This window comes from Bacillus safensis FO-36b (assembly GCF_000691165.1).
GTDB lineage: Bacteria > Bacillota > Bacilli > Bacillales > Bacillaceae > Bacillus > Bacillus safensis.
In genome coordinates this window covers 313,459-329,967 of sequence record NZ_ASJD01000001.1, presented here as the reverse complement: position 1 = coordinate 329,967, position 16,509 = coordinate 313,459, and the positions used below count along the sequence as shown (strand labels likewise).

14 protein-coding genes, 1 other RNA gene and 1 other annotated feature are annotated in these 16,509 nt (G+C 42.9%); of the genes, 2 read left to right on the top strand and 13 right to left on the bottom strand.

Translation table 11 applies throughout. The annotated features are described in order from the left end of the window. Positions 1 to 38: 38 nt before the first annotated feature. Positions 39 to 1,181 carry a cysteine desulfurase family protein gene (locus BA81_RS01620; RefSeq protein ID WP_034279917.1) on the bottom strand — a complete coding sequence of 381 codons (1,143 nt, stop codon included), beginning with the start codon at positions 1,179 to 1,181 and terminating at the stop codon, positions 39 to 41. 18 nt (positions 1,182 to 1,199) lie between these two features. Further along, positions 1,200 to 1,619, bottom strand: a complete 420-nt coding sequence (gene cymR / locus BA81_RS01615; RefSeq protein WP_024423125.1) for a cysteine metabolism transcriptional regulator CymR — start codon at positions 1,617 to 1,619, stop codon at positions 1,200 to 1,202. A 208-nt stretch (positions 1,620 to 1,827) separates the two neighbouring features. On the opposite strand from cymR, the gene BA81_RS01610 reads away from it, so the two are divergent. Beyond that, positions 1,828 to 3,093 carry a replication-associated recombination protein A gene (locus tag BA81_RS01610; protein WP_034279916.1) on the top strand — a complete coding sequence of 422 codons (1,266 nt, stop codon included), beginning with the start codon at positions 1,828 to 1,830 and terminating at the stop codon, positions 3,091 to 3,093. 33 nt (positions 3,094 to 3,126) lie between these two features. On the opposite strand, the gene BA81_RS01605 is transcribed toward BA81_RS01610, so the two are convergent. The 5 genes from BA81_RS01605 to BA81_RS19630 form a co-directional block, all read right to left on the bottom strand. Next, positions 3,127 to 3,891: a tRNA threonylcarbamoyladenosine dehydratase gene (locus tag BA81_RS01605; RefSeq protein ID WP_024423127.1), complete on the bottom strand. Its 765-nt coding sequence runs from the start codon at positions 3,889 to 3,891 to the stop codon at positions 3,127 to 3,129. A 92-nt stretch (positions 3,892 to 3,983) separates the two neighbouring features. After that, positions 3,984 to 4,164, bottom strand: a non-coding RNA gene (gene ssrS, locus BA81_RS19040) — 6S RNA. Positions 4,165 to 4,240: 76 nt separating this feature from the next. Further along, a complete protein-coding gene (gene aspS / locus BA81_RS01600; protein ID WP_108909033.1) occupies positions 4,241 to 6,019 on the bottom strand; it encodes an aspartate--tRNA ligase in 1,779 nt (592 codons plus the stop codon). Between the two features lie 18 nt (positions 6,020 to 6,037). Beyond that, a complete protein-coding gene (hisS, locus tag BA81_RS01595; protein ID WP_034279909.1) occupies positions 6,038 to 7,312 on the bottom strand; it encodes a histidine--tRNA ligase in 1,275 nt (424 codons plus the stop codon). Positions 7,313 to 7,385: 73 nt separating this feature from the next. Continuing rightward, positions 7,386 to 7,625: a binding site (T-box leader), on the bottom strand. Positions 7,626 to 7,683: 58 nt separating this feature from the next. After that, a complete protein-coding gene (locus BA81_RS19630; protein WP_003216250.1) occupies positions 7,684 to 7,854 on the bottom strand; it encodes a YrzK family protein in 171 nt (56 codons plus the stop codon). A 137-nt stretch (positions 7,855 to 7,991) separates the two neighbouring features. Between BA81_RS19630 and BA81_RS01590 the strand changes: the two genes are divergently transcribed. Further along, a complete protein-coding gene (locus BA81_RS01590) occupies positions 7,992 to 9,572 on the top strand; it encodes an N-acetylmuramoyl-L-alanine amidase family protein (protein ID WP_034279906.1) in 1,581 nt (526 codons plus the stop codon). 97 nt (positions 9,573 to 9,669) lie between these two features. Here the strand turns inward: BA81_RS01590 and dtd are convergent, their stop codons facing one another. The 6 genes from dtd to BA81_RS01560 form a co-directional block, all read right to left on the bottom strand. After that, on the bottom strand, positions 9,670 to 10,113 hold the full coding sequence (gene dtd / locus BA81_RS01585) for a D-aminoacyl-tRNA deacylase (RefSeq protein ID WP_034279904.1): 444 nt from the start codon (positions 10,111 to 10,113) through the stop codon (positions 9,670 to 9,672). An 18-nt stretch (positions 10,114 to 10,131) separates the two neighbouring features. Further along, complete coding sequence (locus BA81_RS01580; RefSeq protein WP_034279902.1) at positions 10,132 to 12,342, bottom strand: RelA/SpoT family protein; 2,211 nt, start codon at positions 12,340 to 12,342, stop codon at positions 10,132 to 10,134. Positions 12,343 to 12,483: 141 nt separating this feature from the next. After that, positions 12,484 to 12,996 carry an adenine phosphoribosyltransferase gene (locus tag BA81_RS01575; protein WP_034279900.1) on the bottom strand — a complete coding sequence of 171 codons (513 nt, stop codon included), beginning with the start codon at positions 12,994 to 12,996 and terminating at the stop codon, positions 12,484 to 12,486. 23 nt (positions 12,997 to 13,019) lie between these two features. Continuing rightward, positions 13,020 to 15,344, bottom strand: a complete 2,325-nt coding sequence (recJ, locus tag BA81_RS01570) for a single-stranded-DNA-specific exonuclease RecJ (protein ID WP_034279898.1) — start codon at positions 15,342 to 15,344, stop codon at positions 13,020 to 13,022. Positions 15,345 to 15,425: 81 nt separating this feature from the next. Further along, entirely contained in the window at positions 15,426 to 15,776 is a 351-nt protein-coding gene (locus BA81_RS01565; RefSeq protein WP_034279896.1) for a LapA family protein, read from the bottom strand. Between the two features lie 101 nt (positions 15,777 to 15,877). Then, on the bottom strand, positions 15,878 to 16,366 hold the full coding sequence (locus BA81_RS01560) for a cation:proton antiporter regulatory subunit (protein ID WP_034279894.1): 489 nt from the start codon (positions 16,364 to 16,366) through the stop codon (positions 15,878 to 15,880). Positions 16,367 to 16,509: the final 143 nt, after the last annotated feature.

Here is a 16,509-nt window from a genome sequence, read left to right as displayed (position 1 = left end):
CGCTGTTTCATTTTTCACACACGAACAAAAGGAAGCATTTATTTGGCTAGGCGTTTGACAACAGCCGCTATCTTATGTGCCGCCTGCTTCACATGATCCTCTTCATTCCCAAGACCGAAGCTTATTCTGACTGAGGATGTCAGCTCTTTTGCTTCTTCGCCATACATGGCGCTTAACACGTGCGAAGGAAGGACAGATCCAGCCGTACATGCCGATCCGCTTGAAACAGCAATTCCTTCCATATCTAAATTCACAAGCAGCGATTCAATGGAGACGCCCGGGAAATGAACATTTAAAATGTGCGGCAATGTCTCTTTCGGATGTCCATTGATAGAGAAATTGAGAGATTCCTCTTCGAATACTTGCAGCATGGTTTCTTTGAGCTTACCATAATGCATCGCTTTTTCTCTTCTATTTTGCTTCGTTAATTGAACAGCTTCTGCAAGCCCAACAATTCCTGCCACATTTTCAGTGCCGGCACGGCGCTTTCTTTCTTGTTCGCCTCCGAATATTTGCGGAGAAAGTTTCACGCCTTCGTTTACATATAAAAAACCTGTTCCCATCGGACCATTCAGCTTATGGCCAGAAGCAGATAAAAGATCAATATGGAGATCTGCTGCATCAATGGGCACTGTGCCAAACGCCTGCACTGCGTCTGTATGAAAATGAGCAGTGTGATCACGCAGAAGTTCGCCAATGGCTTTGATTGGCTGAATCACACCTGTTTCATTATTGCCGTACATGACGGTCACAAGAATCGTATCATCTCTCAATGCTTGATTTAATTGATCAAGATGAATCAATCCTGTTTCGTCCACATCTAAATATGTCACTTCAAATCCTAGTTTTTCTAGGCGTTCACATGTATGCAGCACCGCATGATGCTCTGTTTTCACTGTGATGATATGTTTTCCTTCATGCTGTCTTGCCATGGCAACACCTGTAATTGCCAGGTTGTCCGCCTCGGTTCCACCGCTTGTGAGGATGATCTCCTGCGGTTTACAGTGTAATTCTCCTGCAATGACTTCTCTTGCTTCATCGAGCCACTTTCTTGCCTCGCGCCCATATGAATGAATACTAGAGGGATTGCCAAATATCTCTGTAAAGTACGGCATCATCTTGTCCACAATACGCTGATCCATCGGCGTTGTGGCCGCATGATCTAAATAGATTCGTTCCATTTCCGGTACACCTCTGATCTAAATATAGAACATATACGAGTCTTGATCCCCGTCATCTGTGTAGCTTGCCAAGTCTTCAAGAGTTGTATTGTCTAGTACGTCTTTTACTGCATCACGAATACGAATCCATAGTTCACGCTTTGCTGGTTCTTCGTTTTCGATGACTTCAACAGGACTAATGGGTCCTTCTAATACACGAATAATATCACCTGCTGTGATCTCGTTTGGTTCATGTGCAAGAACATAGCCGCCATACGCTCCGCGGATACTTTTTACAAGACGGGCATTGCGGAGTGGTGATACAAGCTGCTCTAAATAATGCTCAGACAAATCATTGTTTTGAGCGATTGATTTTAATGATGTAGGGCCTTCGCCATGTTTTTTGGCTAATTCGATCATGATCGTCAGACCATATCTGCCTTTAGTTGATATTTTCAAGTTAAACACCTCTGCGTTTTCTATTCTATGTCATCAATTATTTTTCTGATTTCATATACGCCGATATATAGACCAGAAGCAATTATATCATACTTTCAGCCAACTTTCATTTACGGGTTCTGAGCATGATAGAAGGACGAATCCCTTTTCTATTTGAAGAAATTTCGGTACTCTATACAAACAAGACATTGCTATAGGAGAGATAATTATGAAACCTTTAGCGTACCGGATGCGCCCAAGTCATATTGAAGACATTATTGGGCAGGAGCATCTTGTTGGAGAAGGTCAAATTATTAGGCGAATGGTCGAGGCAAAACATTTATCCTCGATGATTTTATATGGACCGCCGGGCATCGGCAAAACATCGATTGCAACCGCGATTGCTGGCAGTACAAGCATTGCTTTTCGAACGTTGAATGCGGTCATTCATAACAAAAAGGATATGGAAGCTGTTGCCGCTGAAGCGAAAATGAGCGGCCAGGTGATCCTTATTTTAGACGAAGTCCACCGGCTTGATAAAGGAAAGCAGGATTTTCTTCTTCCTTATTTAGAAAATGGCATGATCATTTTAATTGGGGCAACGACGGCTAATCCCTACCATGCGATCAATCCTGCCATTCGAAGCCGGACACAAATATTCGAGCTGAAGCCGCTTGAAACAGAGCAAATCAAAGCTGCGTTAACAAGAGCCTTACAGGATGAGCATCGAGGGCTTGGCGGCTATGAGGTGACAGTGGACGATGAAGCGATGAATCATTTTGCCAATGGATGCGGAGGAGACGTGCGTTCTGCTTTAAATGCACTCGAGCTCGCTGTCCTATCGACAAAAGCTGATGAGACAGGGCATATCACAATCACTCTTGCCGCAGCAGAAGAATGTTTACAAAAAAAGAGCTTCTCACATGACAAGAATGGTGATGCTCATTATGATGTCCTCTCGGCTTTTCAAAAATCCATTAGGGGATCTGATACAGATGCGGCGCTGCATTACCTTGCCAGACTGATCGAAGCAGGAGACCTTGAGAGCATTTCCAGAAGATTACTCGTGATGGCTTACGAGGACATTGGCTTAGCCAGTCCGCAGGCTGGCCCCCGCGTGTTAAGCGCAGTACAAACAGCAGAAAGAATCGGTTTCCCAGAAGCACGGATTCCACTGGCGAACGCAGTGATTGAGCTGTGTCTTTCTCCTAAGTCCAATTCAGCATATAAGGCGATTGATGCGGCACTTGGTGATATTCGTACAGGGAGAATTGGTGAAGTTCCAGTTCATTTAAAAGATGCTCACTACAAAGGCGCCACAGCACTCGGAAGAGGCGTCGATTACTTATACCCGCATGATTACGAAAACGGCTGGGTGAAGCAGCAATATTTACCTGATCCGCTGAAAAACAAGCAATACTATGTACCGAAACAAACCGGAAAATTTGAAGGTGCATTGAAACAGGTCTATGAAAATTTAAAACGCCAGAAATAAAAAAAGCCCCCTGCATGTTAGCAGGCGGGCTGTTTATTTATCCTTCACACGTGTAATTGGAATATCTTTTAAAAGCTTCATAATGACATGACCACCCATGATCAGCCCAGCAACAGACGGAACGAATGCATTGGATGATGGCGGCATTTGCGCCTTGCGAATCTTCGCTTCATCATTTCCAACTTCTTTTCTGACATCTTCACGAATAACAATCGGACTTTCATCAGAGAAAATGACTTCAATTCCTTTACGAATCCCTTCCTTACGCAGACGTGTTCTCACAACTTTTGCAATAGGGTCGGTATGTGTTTTTGAAATATCATCAATTTTGAAGCGTGTCGGATCTGTTTTGTTCGCAGCTCCCATACTTGAAATGATGTTCACACCTCGTTTCAGACACTCTTTCATTAAATGAATTTTATAGTGAATGGTATCTGAGGCATCAATGACATAATCAAGCGGATACTCAAAAAATTGTTCGTATGTTTCCTCTGTATAAAACATCTTCAGCGCAACAACTTCACATTCTGGATTAATATCAGCGATTCTCGCCTGCATTAAGTCAACCTTTGGCTGGCCAACTGTTGATAGCAATGCTGGAAGCTGACGATTTACATTTGTAATATCAATATCATCTTTATCAACAAGAACAATACGGCCAACGCCTGAACGAGCGAGTGCCTCAACTGCGAATGAACCAACGCCGCCCACACCAAGCACTGCAACTGTACTGTTTTTTAGTATATTTAAGCCTTCCTTGCCAATGGCAAGCTCGTTTCTTGAAAACTGATGTAACAAGTGCCTCACTCCACCTTTATTTAAAATGAATCGAAAGAATCATATCATATTCAGACTTCTCCGTCATCCTTCTCTAAAAGAAAAAAACACAAAAAAGTCCCGATGACGCCGCCAGCATTTCCTTCGTTTTGAACCCCGCACCATGCAGGTGGGTGCTTTCTTCCTGACTTTATAAGTCCTCTAAAGAGGCATTTATGCAGAAAGGAAAGGCAAGCTCCCGTATAAAAAAATGTTCGGTCAAAACTAGGTAACCACCGTACGTATCAGGACTTTATTTATTATTGATGAAAGCATATCATAGGCATATTTCTTTTTCAAGCGTTTACATACCTATAAACATGCGCCTATTTTACTGTTTTACTTTTGTTTTAATCGCTAAACTCAGCTCATCAAGCTGCGCCTCGCTTACATGGCCAGGGGCATCTGTGAGAACGCAGCTCGCACTTGCCGTTTTTGGGAATGCAATCGTATCTCTTAAGTTAGAGCGGCCTGCAAGCAGCATCACTAAACGGTCAAGACCCAGCGCGATTCCGCCATGCGGAGGAACACCGTGCTCAAACGCATCCAGCAGGAAGCCAAATTGTTCGTAAGCTTCTTCTTTTGAAAAACCAAGTAAGCCAAACATTTTTTCTTGAATGTCCTTTTCGAAAATACGAATAGAACCTCCGCCAAGCTCGTAGCCATTCAGCACAAGATCGTAAGCCTGTGCCTTCATGTCTTCCGGGCTTGTTTCAATTAATTCAAGATCCTCGCGAACTGGCATTGTGAATGGATGATGGGCAGCATAGAAGCGGCCTTCTTCTTCATCTTTTTCAAGCAGCGGCCAATCGACAACCCATAAGAAATTGAATACAGACTCATCGATCAGTCCAAGCTCTTTACCAAGTTTTAAGCGAAGTGCACCAAGCGCATCATGGACAACAGACGTCTTATCTGCAACAAAAAGTAAAAGGTCGCCTTCTTCAACTTGCAGCTGTTCTTTTAATTCAGCTTGCTTTGCTTCATCAAAGAATTTAGCGATCGGACCTTTTAATTCAGTCCCTTCTGCTTTTAGCCAAGCTAGACCTTTTGCACCGTAGTTCGCTGCAAATGCACCAAGTGCATCAATGTCTTTTCTTGAGTAGTTCGCTGCAGCCCCTTTTACATTGATGGCTTTCACAGACCCACCATTTTTCACAGCTCCGCTAAACACTTTGAAATCGGAGTCTTTTACCGTGTCTGAAATGTTCACTAGCTTCATCTCAAAGCGTGTATCCGGCTTATCAGATCCATAAGAATTCATCGCTTCATCGTATGTCATACGAGGTAATGGCAATGTAAGGTCTACTCCTTTGACATCTTTCATCACCTTCGCCATCATCTCTTCAGCAAGCGTCATGATATCCTCTTGACTCATAAAGGACATTTCAATATCGACTTGTGTAAATTCCGGCTGACGGTCAGCACGCAAGTCTTCATCTCTAAAACAGCGGGCAATTTGATAATAACGGTCCATTCCAGAAACCATCAGCAATTGTTTAAATAATTGCGGAGACTGAGGCAATGCATAAAATTCTCCCTCGTGTACACGGCTTGGAACAAGATAGTCACGCGCACCTTCTGGGGTACTTTTCGTTAAAATTGGTGTTTCAATGTCTAGAAAGCCGTTGTCGTCTAAGAAATGGCGGAATGCTTTTGTGACTTCATGTCGCATTTTCATTGTTTCAAACATTGCAGGGCGGCGAAGATCCAGGTAACGATATTTTAAACGAACATCTTCTGATACCTCATCTGCTTGATCTGAAATCACAAAAGGAGGAGTCTTCGCTTCATTTAAAACGCTGACCGTTTCGACTTGAATTTCAATTTTGCCCGTTTTTAAATTTGGGTTGATCGTTGCTTCTTCTCTTGCAACAACCGTTCCTTTAATATCAAGGACATATTCATTACGAATTGATTCTGCTGTCTCAAGCGCCTCTTTTGATAGGTCTGGATTGAAGACAACTTGTACAATCCCTGTACGGTCGCGCAAATCAATAAAGATTAATCCGCCTAGGTCACGCCTTTTTTGAACCCATCCTTTTAATACAACTGACTGACCGATTTGGTCTTCTGTTACTTCTCCACAATAAAAAGTTCTACCAAACACAAACATTCCACTCCTTCTTTACGCTTTCTGGTGGGCCTTCAACATTTGAATCAGCTCATCAAGCTTCACTTCAATTTGTTCACCCGTTGTCGTATCTTTCACATTCACAATTTGCTGCGCAAGCTCATCTTCACCAAGAACTGCAATAAATTTGGCTTTTAATCGATCAGCCGCTTTAAATTGTCCTTTTAGTTTCTTCCCTGTATAGTCCATTTCACTTGAGATACCTTCTTTTCTCAGACGGTTTAATAATGAAACAGAATAATCCTTCGCTTCATCTCCGAGAGCAGCAATGTATAGATCAATACCATCTTGCAGAGGAAGCTCAATTCCTTCAGCATCGATCGCAGATAAGAAACGCTCAATACTCATCGCAAATCCGATCCCTGGTGATTCAGGACCGCCAATTCCTTCAACGAGCCCATCATAACGGCCGCCGCCGGCTAATGTTGTAATCGCACCAAAGCCTTCTGCATTACTCATGATCTCAAATGCTGTGTGATTGTAGTAATCAAGACCGCGTACTAAATTTGGATCAACGACATACTCAATGCCTATATCCGATAAGTATTGTTTAACCTTTTCAAAATACGTCCGCGATTCTTCATTTAAGAAATCTTGAATGGATGGAGCTGTTGCCATCAATTCATGATCACGATCCTTTTTACAATCAAGAATACGCAGCGGATTTTGATGTAAACGCGTTTGACAGTCGTGACAGAATTCCTCAATTCTTGGTTCAAAGTGCTTGACCAGTGCTGTGCGGTAGTCTGCACGGCTCTCTTTGTCACCAAGGCTGTTAATGACAAGTTTTAAGTTGGAAAGACCTGCTTTCTCATACACACTCATCGCAAGCGAAATGACCTCAGCATCAATGGCAGGATCTTTGGAACCAATCGCTTCTATCCCAAATTGATAAAATTGACGATATCTTCCTGTTTGCGGACGTTCATAGCGGAACATTGGTCCGATGTAATACAGCTTTGTTGGCTGAGCAGGCTGTGCAAACAATTTATTTTCAACATAAGAACGGACGGTTGAAGCTGTTCCCTCTGGACGAAGTGTGATGCTGCGTCCTTTTTTATCTTCAAATGTGTACATCTCTTTTTGAACGATATCAGTTGATTCGCCTACTCCCCGTGCAAACAGATCAGTATGCTCAAAAATCGGTGTGCGGATTTCTTTGTATTGAAAGGCTGCACATGTATCTCTCGCAATTTGTTCAACATACTGCCAGCGTTCTGACTCTCCAGGTAAAATATCCTGTGTGCCTCTTGGAATATTAAAACTCATTTTTCGTCCTCCTACGACCATCATTCATTTTTTATGTGGACATATAAAAAACCCCCGCCTCTACTATGTGTATAGTAGGGACGAGAGTTATACCCGTGGTGCCACCCTAGTTGGAACATGATCCAGCCATGTTCCCGCTCAAATCCTTAACGCAGATTCACGTTCTCCGCCTATTGACTCATTTTTAGAGCGTTCAGCAGGAAACCTACAGAGTGTTCTTTCGTGATAAATGCCATGCGGATTCGCTTTCAGCCTAAGGCGATTCCTCTCTGCTCACGCAATTTACCCTACTATTCTCTATCATCAGTTCCACATTTTAAATTTTCAAGTGTGTTGATTTATATTATAATAAGGTCGGTGCTGCCACTCTGTCAACCCTTGCCGTGCCTCTTTTTCTTTTCCAGCTCTTCTTTTGACGTACATCCGTATTCAGATGCGGTCTCTTCAAGGAAGCCTGGCTGATCCATTTCGTCGTGCTGCCAGCGGTCGATATCACGATGTCCATTATATTGCACTCGTCCTAATTTTCTGCTTAATCTCATGTTTGTACATCCTTTTATCACATTTTTATTTAGTATAAACAGATTGATTCATTTTTATTAGGGAAACTGCAAGGAATTCATCCACTACATAACGAATTAACATTCATCGGTTTTACAAGGGAGGGGAAAACACCGTTTTGAATCTGAAAAAACACAATCAAATGATGATGCTGCTTACTTGTTTTGTTCTCATCGCGAGTTCTTTGCCTATGACACATGCTACAGCACAAACAGATCAAGCTGTTGTCGCAACAGATGAAATCAATGTGAGAACGGGCCCTGGTTTAAGCTATGGAATTGCAGCTGTTGTAAAACGCGGCGAAAGCTATCCCATTCTCACTGAACAAGGAGAATGGGTGCAGATCCAATTATCAAACGGACAAAAAGGCTGGGTCGTCTCATGGCTGATTACCACATCATCCGGCGCTCAAAAATCCGCGAAGCCAAAGGCGCAAGGTCAAAGCACGGCTGGAGGCAGTACAATTACATCAACAGCTTCCGACCTTCGCATCCGGACAGGCCCTGGGACTTCCTATCAAGTGATTGGTACTTTCCCGAAAGGTGCTACCGCTAAAAAGCTCGAGACAAGCGGCGAATGGACGAAAATTTCGTATAAACAAGCAGAAGGCTGGGTTCACTCTGATTATGTTTCAGGGGGGCAGAAAACTTCTCAATCAAGCTCCGGCGAGTCCTCTCGCTCTAACCAGACAGGCACAGTTGGCGTATCGAGCTTGAATGTAAGGCAATCGGCCGCACCAAATGCACAAGTCGTCGCTTCACTTGCCCGCAACACACAGATCACCATTTTGCGAGAGCAGAACGGCTGGTATGAAATTGAGGGGAAAGGCGTAAAAGGCTGGGTTGCAAGCTATTACATTGTCACAGGCAAAGGAGCAGGCTCTGCACCTGAAAAGAGTTCATCCTCTTCGGCTTCTGAACAAAAAGCGTACATTGTCTATGATGGCACCAATATTCGAAAAAGCGCTTCTACCTCTGCTGGGATTGCAGAAAGAGCAACAAAAGGAGCTGCCTATCAAATCGTTCGGACACAAGGTGACTGGTACGAGGTGACACTATCAAACGGCGGAACTGGCTATGTGGCGAGCTGGGTCGTTCAAACGAAGAAAAATAGCAGCGACGCGCCAAGACCTCAGCACGATTCATCGTCTGGAACTGGTTCTTTAAAAGGAAAAACGATTGTTCTTGATCCTGGTCATGGCGGAAAAGACAGCGGCACAATTGGCGCAGACGGGGCTTTTGAAAAGAACATCACCATCAAAACCGCCAATTTACTGGCAGGCAAATTAAGGGCTTCTGGTGCAAATGTATATTTAACAAGAAGTGATGATACCTTTATCAGCCTTCAATCAAGGGTGGCAACATCTCATTACCGAAATGCAGATGCATTTATTAGTCTTCATTACGATAGTTTTATGGATCAAAGTGTTAGAGGAAGTACAGCGTATTATTATCAAGCAGCAAAAGATCAGCAATTAGCGTCAAGCGTTCATTCAGAAGTCGCAAAACGCTCTCAAATCCCTGATAAGGGTGTCAAATTCGGAGATTACTTTGTTTTAAGAGAAAACAAACGCCCTTCCCTTTTATATGAACTCGGGTATTTAAGCAATCCTCAGGAGGAAGCGATCATTTATAGCGCCTCTTACCAAGAACGAGTCACAGAAGGAATGACTGAAGGATTAAAACAATATTTCCGTTAAAAAGAAAGAGGCCACTGCGCCTCTTTTTTGTTTATCCGCAAAAGAAAAAGACTCTAAACAAACTCCCGCACGAGTTCATCTACAGTCTAAAGAGAATCTATTCTTTGCTGTCCATCAAGATCGTGACTGGTCCTGAATTGGTCAATGTCACGTCCATCATCGCACCAAAACGGCCAGTTTCCACATGGATGCCTTTTTCTCTAAGGGTTTTATTGAAACATTCATAAAGCGAGTTAGCTGCATCCGGCTTGGCGGCTTTCATAAAATTCGGCCGTCTGCCCTTTCTCGTATCACCATATAGGGTAAATTGTGATACAGACAGAACGCTTCCTTTTATGTCCAATAATGAACGATTCATTTTCCCATTTTCATCTTCAAAAATACGTAAATGTGCAAGCTTTTCAGCTAAGTAAAGCACATCTTCTTCTGTATCTTCGTGTGTGACACCAACAAGCACCATATATCCTTCGTTGATGGCACCTGTGATCTCTTCTTCTACCTTCACAGATGCATTTGTCACACGCTGCACAACAAGCCTCATAGACGATATACTTCCTTTCTAATTCATGAATCGGCGAACAGAGTAAATGTCTTTGATTTGTTTAATGCGTTCGACCACTTTGTGCAAGTGATTAATATTTTGGATAAAGATCGCCATATGGATCGTCGCCACTTTGTTACGATCAGACTTCCCAGAAACAGAGGAGATGTTCGTTTTGGTTTCGTTGACTGCTTGAAGCACCTCATTGAGTAAGCCGCGTCTATCATATCCTAATATTTCAATTTCTACATTGTATTCTTTACGGTTTTGAGCAGGCTGCTCATGCTCCCACTCAACGGGAATTAACCGCTCCTGCGCTTCTCCTGTCTTCACGTTCGGACAGTCGTCGCGGTGAACAGATACGCCTCGGCCCTTCGTAATAAAACCGACAATGCTATCGCCAGGAACAGGATTACAGCACTTAGATAAGCGGACAAGCAGGTTATCAATTCCTTTGACCCTTACGCCAGCTTCCCGTTTTTTCCCGTGATACGTCTTCGGTTCCACCGTCACTTCTTGAACGGTTTTCTCTTGCTCTTCTTGATCTCTTTGTTTTCTTTCTTTTTCCGTTAAACGATTGGCGACCTGTAGTGCAGTAATGCCGTTATATCCAACAGCTGCATACATGTCCTCTTCGTTTGAAAAATTAAATTTGTCAGCCACTTTTTGCAGGTTTTCAGCGGTCAGAATGTCTTTGACATCAAACTCAAGGTTTTTGATCTCTTTCTCCACGAGCTCTCGGCCTTTTTCGACATTTTCTTCACGGCGCTGTTTTTTGAAAAACTGTCTGATCTTGTGCTTCGCTTGGGAGGTTTGGGCAAGCTTGACCCAATCCTGACTTGGCCCGTAGCTGTGCTTTGATGTCAGAATTTCAATAATGTCACCTGTTTTTAGTTTGTGATCGAGTGTGACCATCTTGCCATTGACCTTGGCACCGATCGTTTTATTCCCAATTTCCGAGTGAATCCGGTAAGAGAAATCAATCGGAACTGAGCCCGACGGCAGTTCAATGACGTCTCCTTTTGGCGTAAACACAAACACCATATCAGAGAAAAGATCAATCTTTAACGACTCCATAAATTCTTCTGCATCTGTGGATTCATTTTGGAACTCAAGAATTTCTCTAAACCAAGAGAGCTTCTTCTGGAAGACTGCTTCTTCTGTTGATTCTGCTGACTCTTTGCCTTCTTTGTATGCCCAGTGTGCCGCAATTCCGTATTCTGCAATTTCATGCATTTCCACTGTACGGATCTGAACTTCAAGCGGATCGCCTTTTGGCCCAATCACCGTTGTATGAAGAGACTGGTACATGTTCGGCTTTGGCATCGCAATATAATCCTTAAACCTGCCTGGCATCGGCTTCCAGCACGTATGGATAATCCCGAGCACAGCATAACAGTCTTTAATGCTGTCAACCAAAATACGAACGGCAAGCAGATCATAAATTTCATTAAACTGCTTATTTTGCAAGACCATTTTGCGATAAATACTATAAATATGTTTTGGTCTGCCGGAAAATTCGGCCTTGATGTTTACCTCAGACACGCGGTCTTTCACTTCATTGACGACCTCGTCCAAGTATTCCTCACGTTCCGCTCGTTTGCGCTTCATCAGATTCACAATCCGGTAATATTGCTGCGGATTTAAATAGCGGAGTGCTGTATCTTCAAGCTCCCACTTAATCTTTGAAATCCCTAATCTGTGCGCAAGCGGTGCAAAGATTTCAAGTGTTTCATTTGAAATTCTCCGCTGCTTTTCCTGCGGAAGATGCTTGAGCGTTCTCATATTATGAAGACGGTCTGCCAGCTTAATCAAGATTACGCGGATATCCTGCGCCATTGCAACAAACATTTTTCGATGGTTTTCGGCCTGCTGTTCTTCTTGTGATTTATATTTAATCTTCCCGAGCTTTGTGACACCATCAACAAGCATTGCTACTTCCTCGTTAAAATGCTCTTTTAAATCCTGTAATGTCACATCTGTATCCTCAACTACATCGTGCAGGAAACCGCCTGCAATGGTTGATGGGTCCATTTCAAGATCAACAAGAATGCCCGCCACTTGAATTGGATGGATAATATAGGGCTCACCAGATTTCCGGTATTGCTCCTTGTGTGCATTTTCAGCATATTCATATGCTCGCTCTATAAATTGAATATGTTCAGCGGACAGGTATTCTCTTGCTTTGTCAATGACCTGCTGCGCCGTTAAAACTTGTTCGTTCGCCATGGAATCACCTTTTTAAATGAAAACTGTATTGTAGTTTATTATCAAGAAAAATTCGATAGATGTAAAGAGAAGAAGTCCGCTAAAAGATTTTTGATAGGAAAAAAGCACCCTTCTTACTGAGTGCTTTTTACGAAAACTCCATTAGTATTGCATTAACGTCATGATGTCGTAGCCGTCAAGCTTCTTTCTGCCGTCCAGATACGTCAGTTCAATCAAAAATGCAATCCCTGCCACAACGCCGCCTAATTCCTCTACAAGCTTAATGGACGCTTCAATTGTTCCACCAGTCGCAAGTAAGTCATCTGTAATCAGGACACGCTGACCAGGACGAATCGCATCTTTATGAATCGTTAATACATCTTTACCATATTCCAAGCCGTAATCGACTTTAACGACTTCACGAGGAAGCTTTCCTTCTTTACGAACCGGTGCAAAACCTACACCAAGTGCGTATGCTACAGGGCAGCCAATAATGAATCCACGCGCTTCAGGTCCAACAATGAGATCAATGTCTCTTTCCTTCGCGTAATCAACGATTTGATCCGTTGCATAACGGTACACTTCGCCTTTATCCATTAACGTTGTAATATCTTTAAATTGTACACCTTCCTTTGGGTAGTCAGGTACAACTGTCACATATTGTTTTAAATCCATCTTTTCCTTTTCCTCCTCGTACGTCAAAGCACAGGTGAGACTTCGCTCATCATGCTATTCAGCCATTCCTTCAGCTCTTTAGCTGAGGAATATGTTAGTGTTTGATCGAGTTCCATCAATCGTTGTTTTGCTGTATAGGATGCTGATGCCGTTAAATCTTTTTTAGGGGCATCAAGTACTATTGACAGCACACCATTCTCTATTTTAACAAAACCGAGTTCAAAAAACACCTTTGTCATAAAAATGATTGTATCTTTTGTCCAGCCTCTATGTTTGGCAAGGTCCATTCCTTGTTCTTTGATAGGAAAACTTCCCCGTTTAAACAAGAACCCATAAAACCATTTGAATTGGTCACGGCTTGGGAAAGAGGACATAAAATGATCTTCTTTTCTTTGAAAAACCGTATAAATTCTGGCAGGCTTTTGATTTTCTAAAAGCTGCTTCAGCAATTGCTCATCTGCGGGAACATCCGCAAAGACCACATATTTGCCCTGTACATCAAACGTTGATACATTTTCTGCATGAACATGATGAATGGGGATATCGACGTCCTGTTTTGTTGCTTCATCAAAACAGACAACCAAAGATTTTTCTGAATCAAGCGTCGAAACTTTCTTCTCCCAATCCTTTTTCCCGCGCAGATCAAACAGCTGCCATTCATCAACTCGTGCATCTTTTAGCATCAGCTGGGGCTTCTTCCGGTTATTCCATTCATTGACGGACATTTCTCCAATCACGGAAATGCGGCTTCCTGGAACAATTTCTTCTTTTAATTTCCCTTGGTGAAAACCGACACAGTCAAGCAGCTTGTCTTCGTCTTTCAGAGACATTTTAATATGGTTGTGATTTGCCCCAATCGTTCGGATATCTTCAAGCTTCGCATCTTCAATCATAATGAACGGTTTTGGGTTTGACATACCGAATGGTGACAGCATCCCCGCTTCCTCAATCGCTTCAACCGTCAATTCGTCTACCTTGCACACGGCATCGACCCGCTGTATTGGAATAAAATCTTCTTCCGTCAATGTTTCATTTGCATATTGATTTAATCTTTCCCTTAGTAAAGCGACATCATCCGCTCGAAGTGTCATCCCTGCTGCCATCGGGTGCCCCCCGAAATGCGGCAGGATGTCGCGGCATTTGCTTAGATGGAAAAACAGATCGAAGCCAGGAATACTCCGGGCTGATCCTTTTGCCATTTGCGTCTCTTCATCTATTCCAAGCACAATCGCCGGACGAGAAAAAGTATCCGTCAATTTAGAGGCAACAATTCCGACAACGCCCGGATTCCAGCCAGCTTTCGCTACAACGATCGCAGACTGGTCATCACCTGCCTCTTCCACCATTTGAATGGCTTCTTCTGTGATCGTACTGACAATCTTTTGACGTTCTTTATTCAGTTCCTGTACAAAACGAGCGAGCTCTTCTGCTTCATCCTTATCCTCAGTCATCAGAAGATGAACGGCAGGATCTGCCTGTTCAATTCGTCCTACAGCATTCAGCCTTGGCGCAATTTGAAAGCCGACCGTTTCCTCATTGGCTTCTTCTAGAGTGGCTCCCGCTTCTTTCAATAACGCTTTCAGCCCCGGTCTATTCGACTGCCGAAGCTGCACAAGGCCTTTTTTGGCGAGCCACCTATTCTCATCATGAAGCGGTACAAGGTCCGCAATTGTCCCGATTGCTGCAAGATCTAACAGCTGAACTGGCAGCTTCCCAAGCAGTGCATGCGCCACTTTAAACGCTACGCCTACACCAGCAAGTTCTTTAAAGGGATACTCACAGCCAGGCTGCTTAGGATGGACAATAGCAAGTGCCTCAGGCAGCTCCTCACTTGGTTCATGGTGATCTGTAATGATTAGGTCTAACCCTATTTCTTTTGCAATACGTGCTTCATTTACAGCAGCAATGCCTGTATCGACCGTGATGACAAGCGATGCTCCTTGCTCCTTGATATATCGAAATGCCTGTTCATTAGGCCCATAGCCTTCTTTAAATCGATCTGGAATATAAAAGTCTACTATCGCAGACCGCTCTTTTAATGTATGTAAAAGTACAGACGTACTTGTCACACCATCTGCATCATAGTCTCCGAAGATCACAATCGATTCCTGCTCTTCGATCGCTTTGTTGATGCGCTCTACTGCTTCTTTCATTCCTTTTAATAGAAATGGATCATGAAATTCGGCTTTTTGATCAAATAAAAAAGACCTCGCCTCTTCTACTTCTTCAATTCCTCTTTTTACGAGAAGCGATGCAGTCAGCGCTGAAATATTCAGATTTTCAGAGAGTGATTTCACTTTTTCTTCGCTTGGATGTTCATATTCCCAGCGCATTTTGGATAATAACATAAATTCACCCCTCAACCACACTATTATACTAGAGTGGCCTGAGGGGTTTCAATTTTTATTTTATGAAATTGTGCTGGAAGATTATTTTTCCTTCCGGTCAAATGATGCTGGCTGTTCTTTTAAAGGCGTGACATGAGATTTCTTTTGAAGATCTCTGTCTGCCTTTTTCGTCGCCGCAGCAGGTGCAGCGGCTGCACGCTCAGCTTTTAATGCTTTTAGTTCACGTTTCAGTTTCACAATTTGGAAGATCCCTGCAAATGCCACAATCAGCCCGCCCATTAAAACTGAACCGATAATGACAAGGATCAGCGGCCATTCAGCCGTTCCAAATAAGTAGTGTACCTCGACAGGCCGTACATTAATCACGGCAAATACTGAGACAATTAATACGAAAATAAATGCGAGTATGATGGTCCATTGTTGTTTGTTCATCTACATATCCCCCAAGCTTTTTCTTTTATTCTTCCCTTTTCGCTGCCTTTTTTAAACACCGAAAGAAAGCAGTGGAAGAAAACCTATCAGCATGGGCATCATCAGCTGCTGAGTTTTTCTTTAATCAGATTCTTTAATTCTTTTCTTTCTCCAGAAATGACAAGGGTATCCCCTTCTTCGATAATGGTATCTGGTCCTGGATTTAAAATCTTCTCATGTGATTTTCTCACAATGGCGATGACTGTTACTTGATAGTTTTGGCGAACATTGAGGTCACCGATGCTTCTTTGAACAGCTGGTGCATTCTTTTCAATTTTAAACCATTCAATCACCAGTTCATCAATGGCTACCTCTACGGTTTCAAGCGCTTTCGGCTTATAGACCATGCCGCCTAAAATAGCCGCAATTTGTCTTGCTTCTTCATCGTTTAGCAGGATGCCAGAAATCGTTTCTTCATGGTCGTCCTCATGAAAATGATACATTTCTCTTCTGCCGTCATCATGTGTAATGATGGCAAGCTTCTCATTATTTCTTGTGATCATTTCGGCTTTATGACCGATACCTGGCAGTTCAGTTTCCCGAACCTTCATAACAGCCCCTCCAATGAATAAAGCCAAATGCCTAAACAGACACTTGCTTTCTATACTGGTCTAAACGTAAGTCATTATAGCAAAAGACCATTTTAAGATCAATGAAACCCGAAATGTTTTTTCAAATCATCTTATTTTCAGAA

What these genes read in the sequence shown, in the direction of transcription:
- hisS (WP_034279909.1), bottom strand. Translation starts at nt 7,312, where the DNA reads ATGAGTTTTAATATTCCAAGAGGCACACAGGATATTTTACCTGGAGAG.
- BA81_RS01560 (WP_034279894.1), bottom strand. Translation starts at nt 16,366, where the DNA reads ATGAAGGTTCGGGAAACTGAACTGCCAGGTATCGGTCATAAAGCCGAA.
- BA81_RS01610 (WP_034279916.1), top strand. Translation starts at nt 1,828, where the DNA reads ATGAAACCTTTAGCGTACCGGATGCGCCCAAGTCATATTGAAGACATT.
- BA81_RS01575 (WP_034279900.1), bottom strand. Translation starts at nt 12,996, where the DNA reads ATGGATTTAAAACAATATGTGACAGTTGTACCTGACTACCCAAAGGAA.
- dtd (WP_034279904.1), bottom strand. Translation starts at nt 10,113, where the DNA reads ATGAGGCTTGTTGTGCAGCGTGTGACAAATGCATCTGTGAAGGTAGAA.
- BA81_RS01620 (WP_034279917.1), bottom strand. Translation starts at nt 1,181, where the DNA reads ATGGAACGAATCTATTTAGATCATGCGGCCACAACGCCGATGGATCAG.
- BA81_RS01565 (WP_034279896.1), bottom strand. Translation starts at nt 15,776, where the DNA reads ATGAACAAACAACAATGGACCATCATACTCGCATTTATTTTCGTATTA.
- BA81_RS01580 (WP_034279902.1), bottom strand. Translation starts at nt 12,342, where the DNA reads ATGGCGAACGAACAAGTTTTAACGGCGCAGCAGGTCATTGACAAAGCA.
- recJ (WP_034279898.1), bottom strand. Translation starts at nt 15,344, where the DNA reads ATGTTATTATCCAAAATGCGCTGGGAATATGAACATCCAAGCGAAGAA.
- BA81_RS19630 (WP_003216250.1), bottom strand. Translation starts at nt 7,854, where the DNA reads ATGAGATTAAGCAGAAAATTAGGACGAGTGCAATATAATGGACATCGT.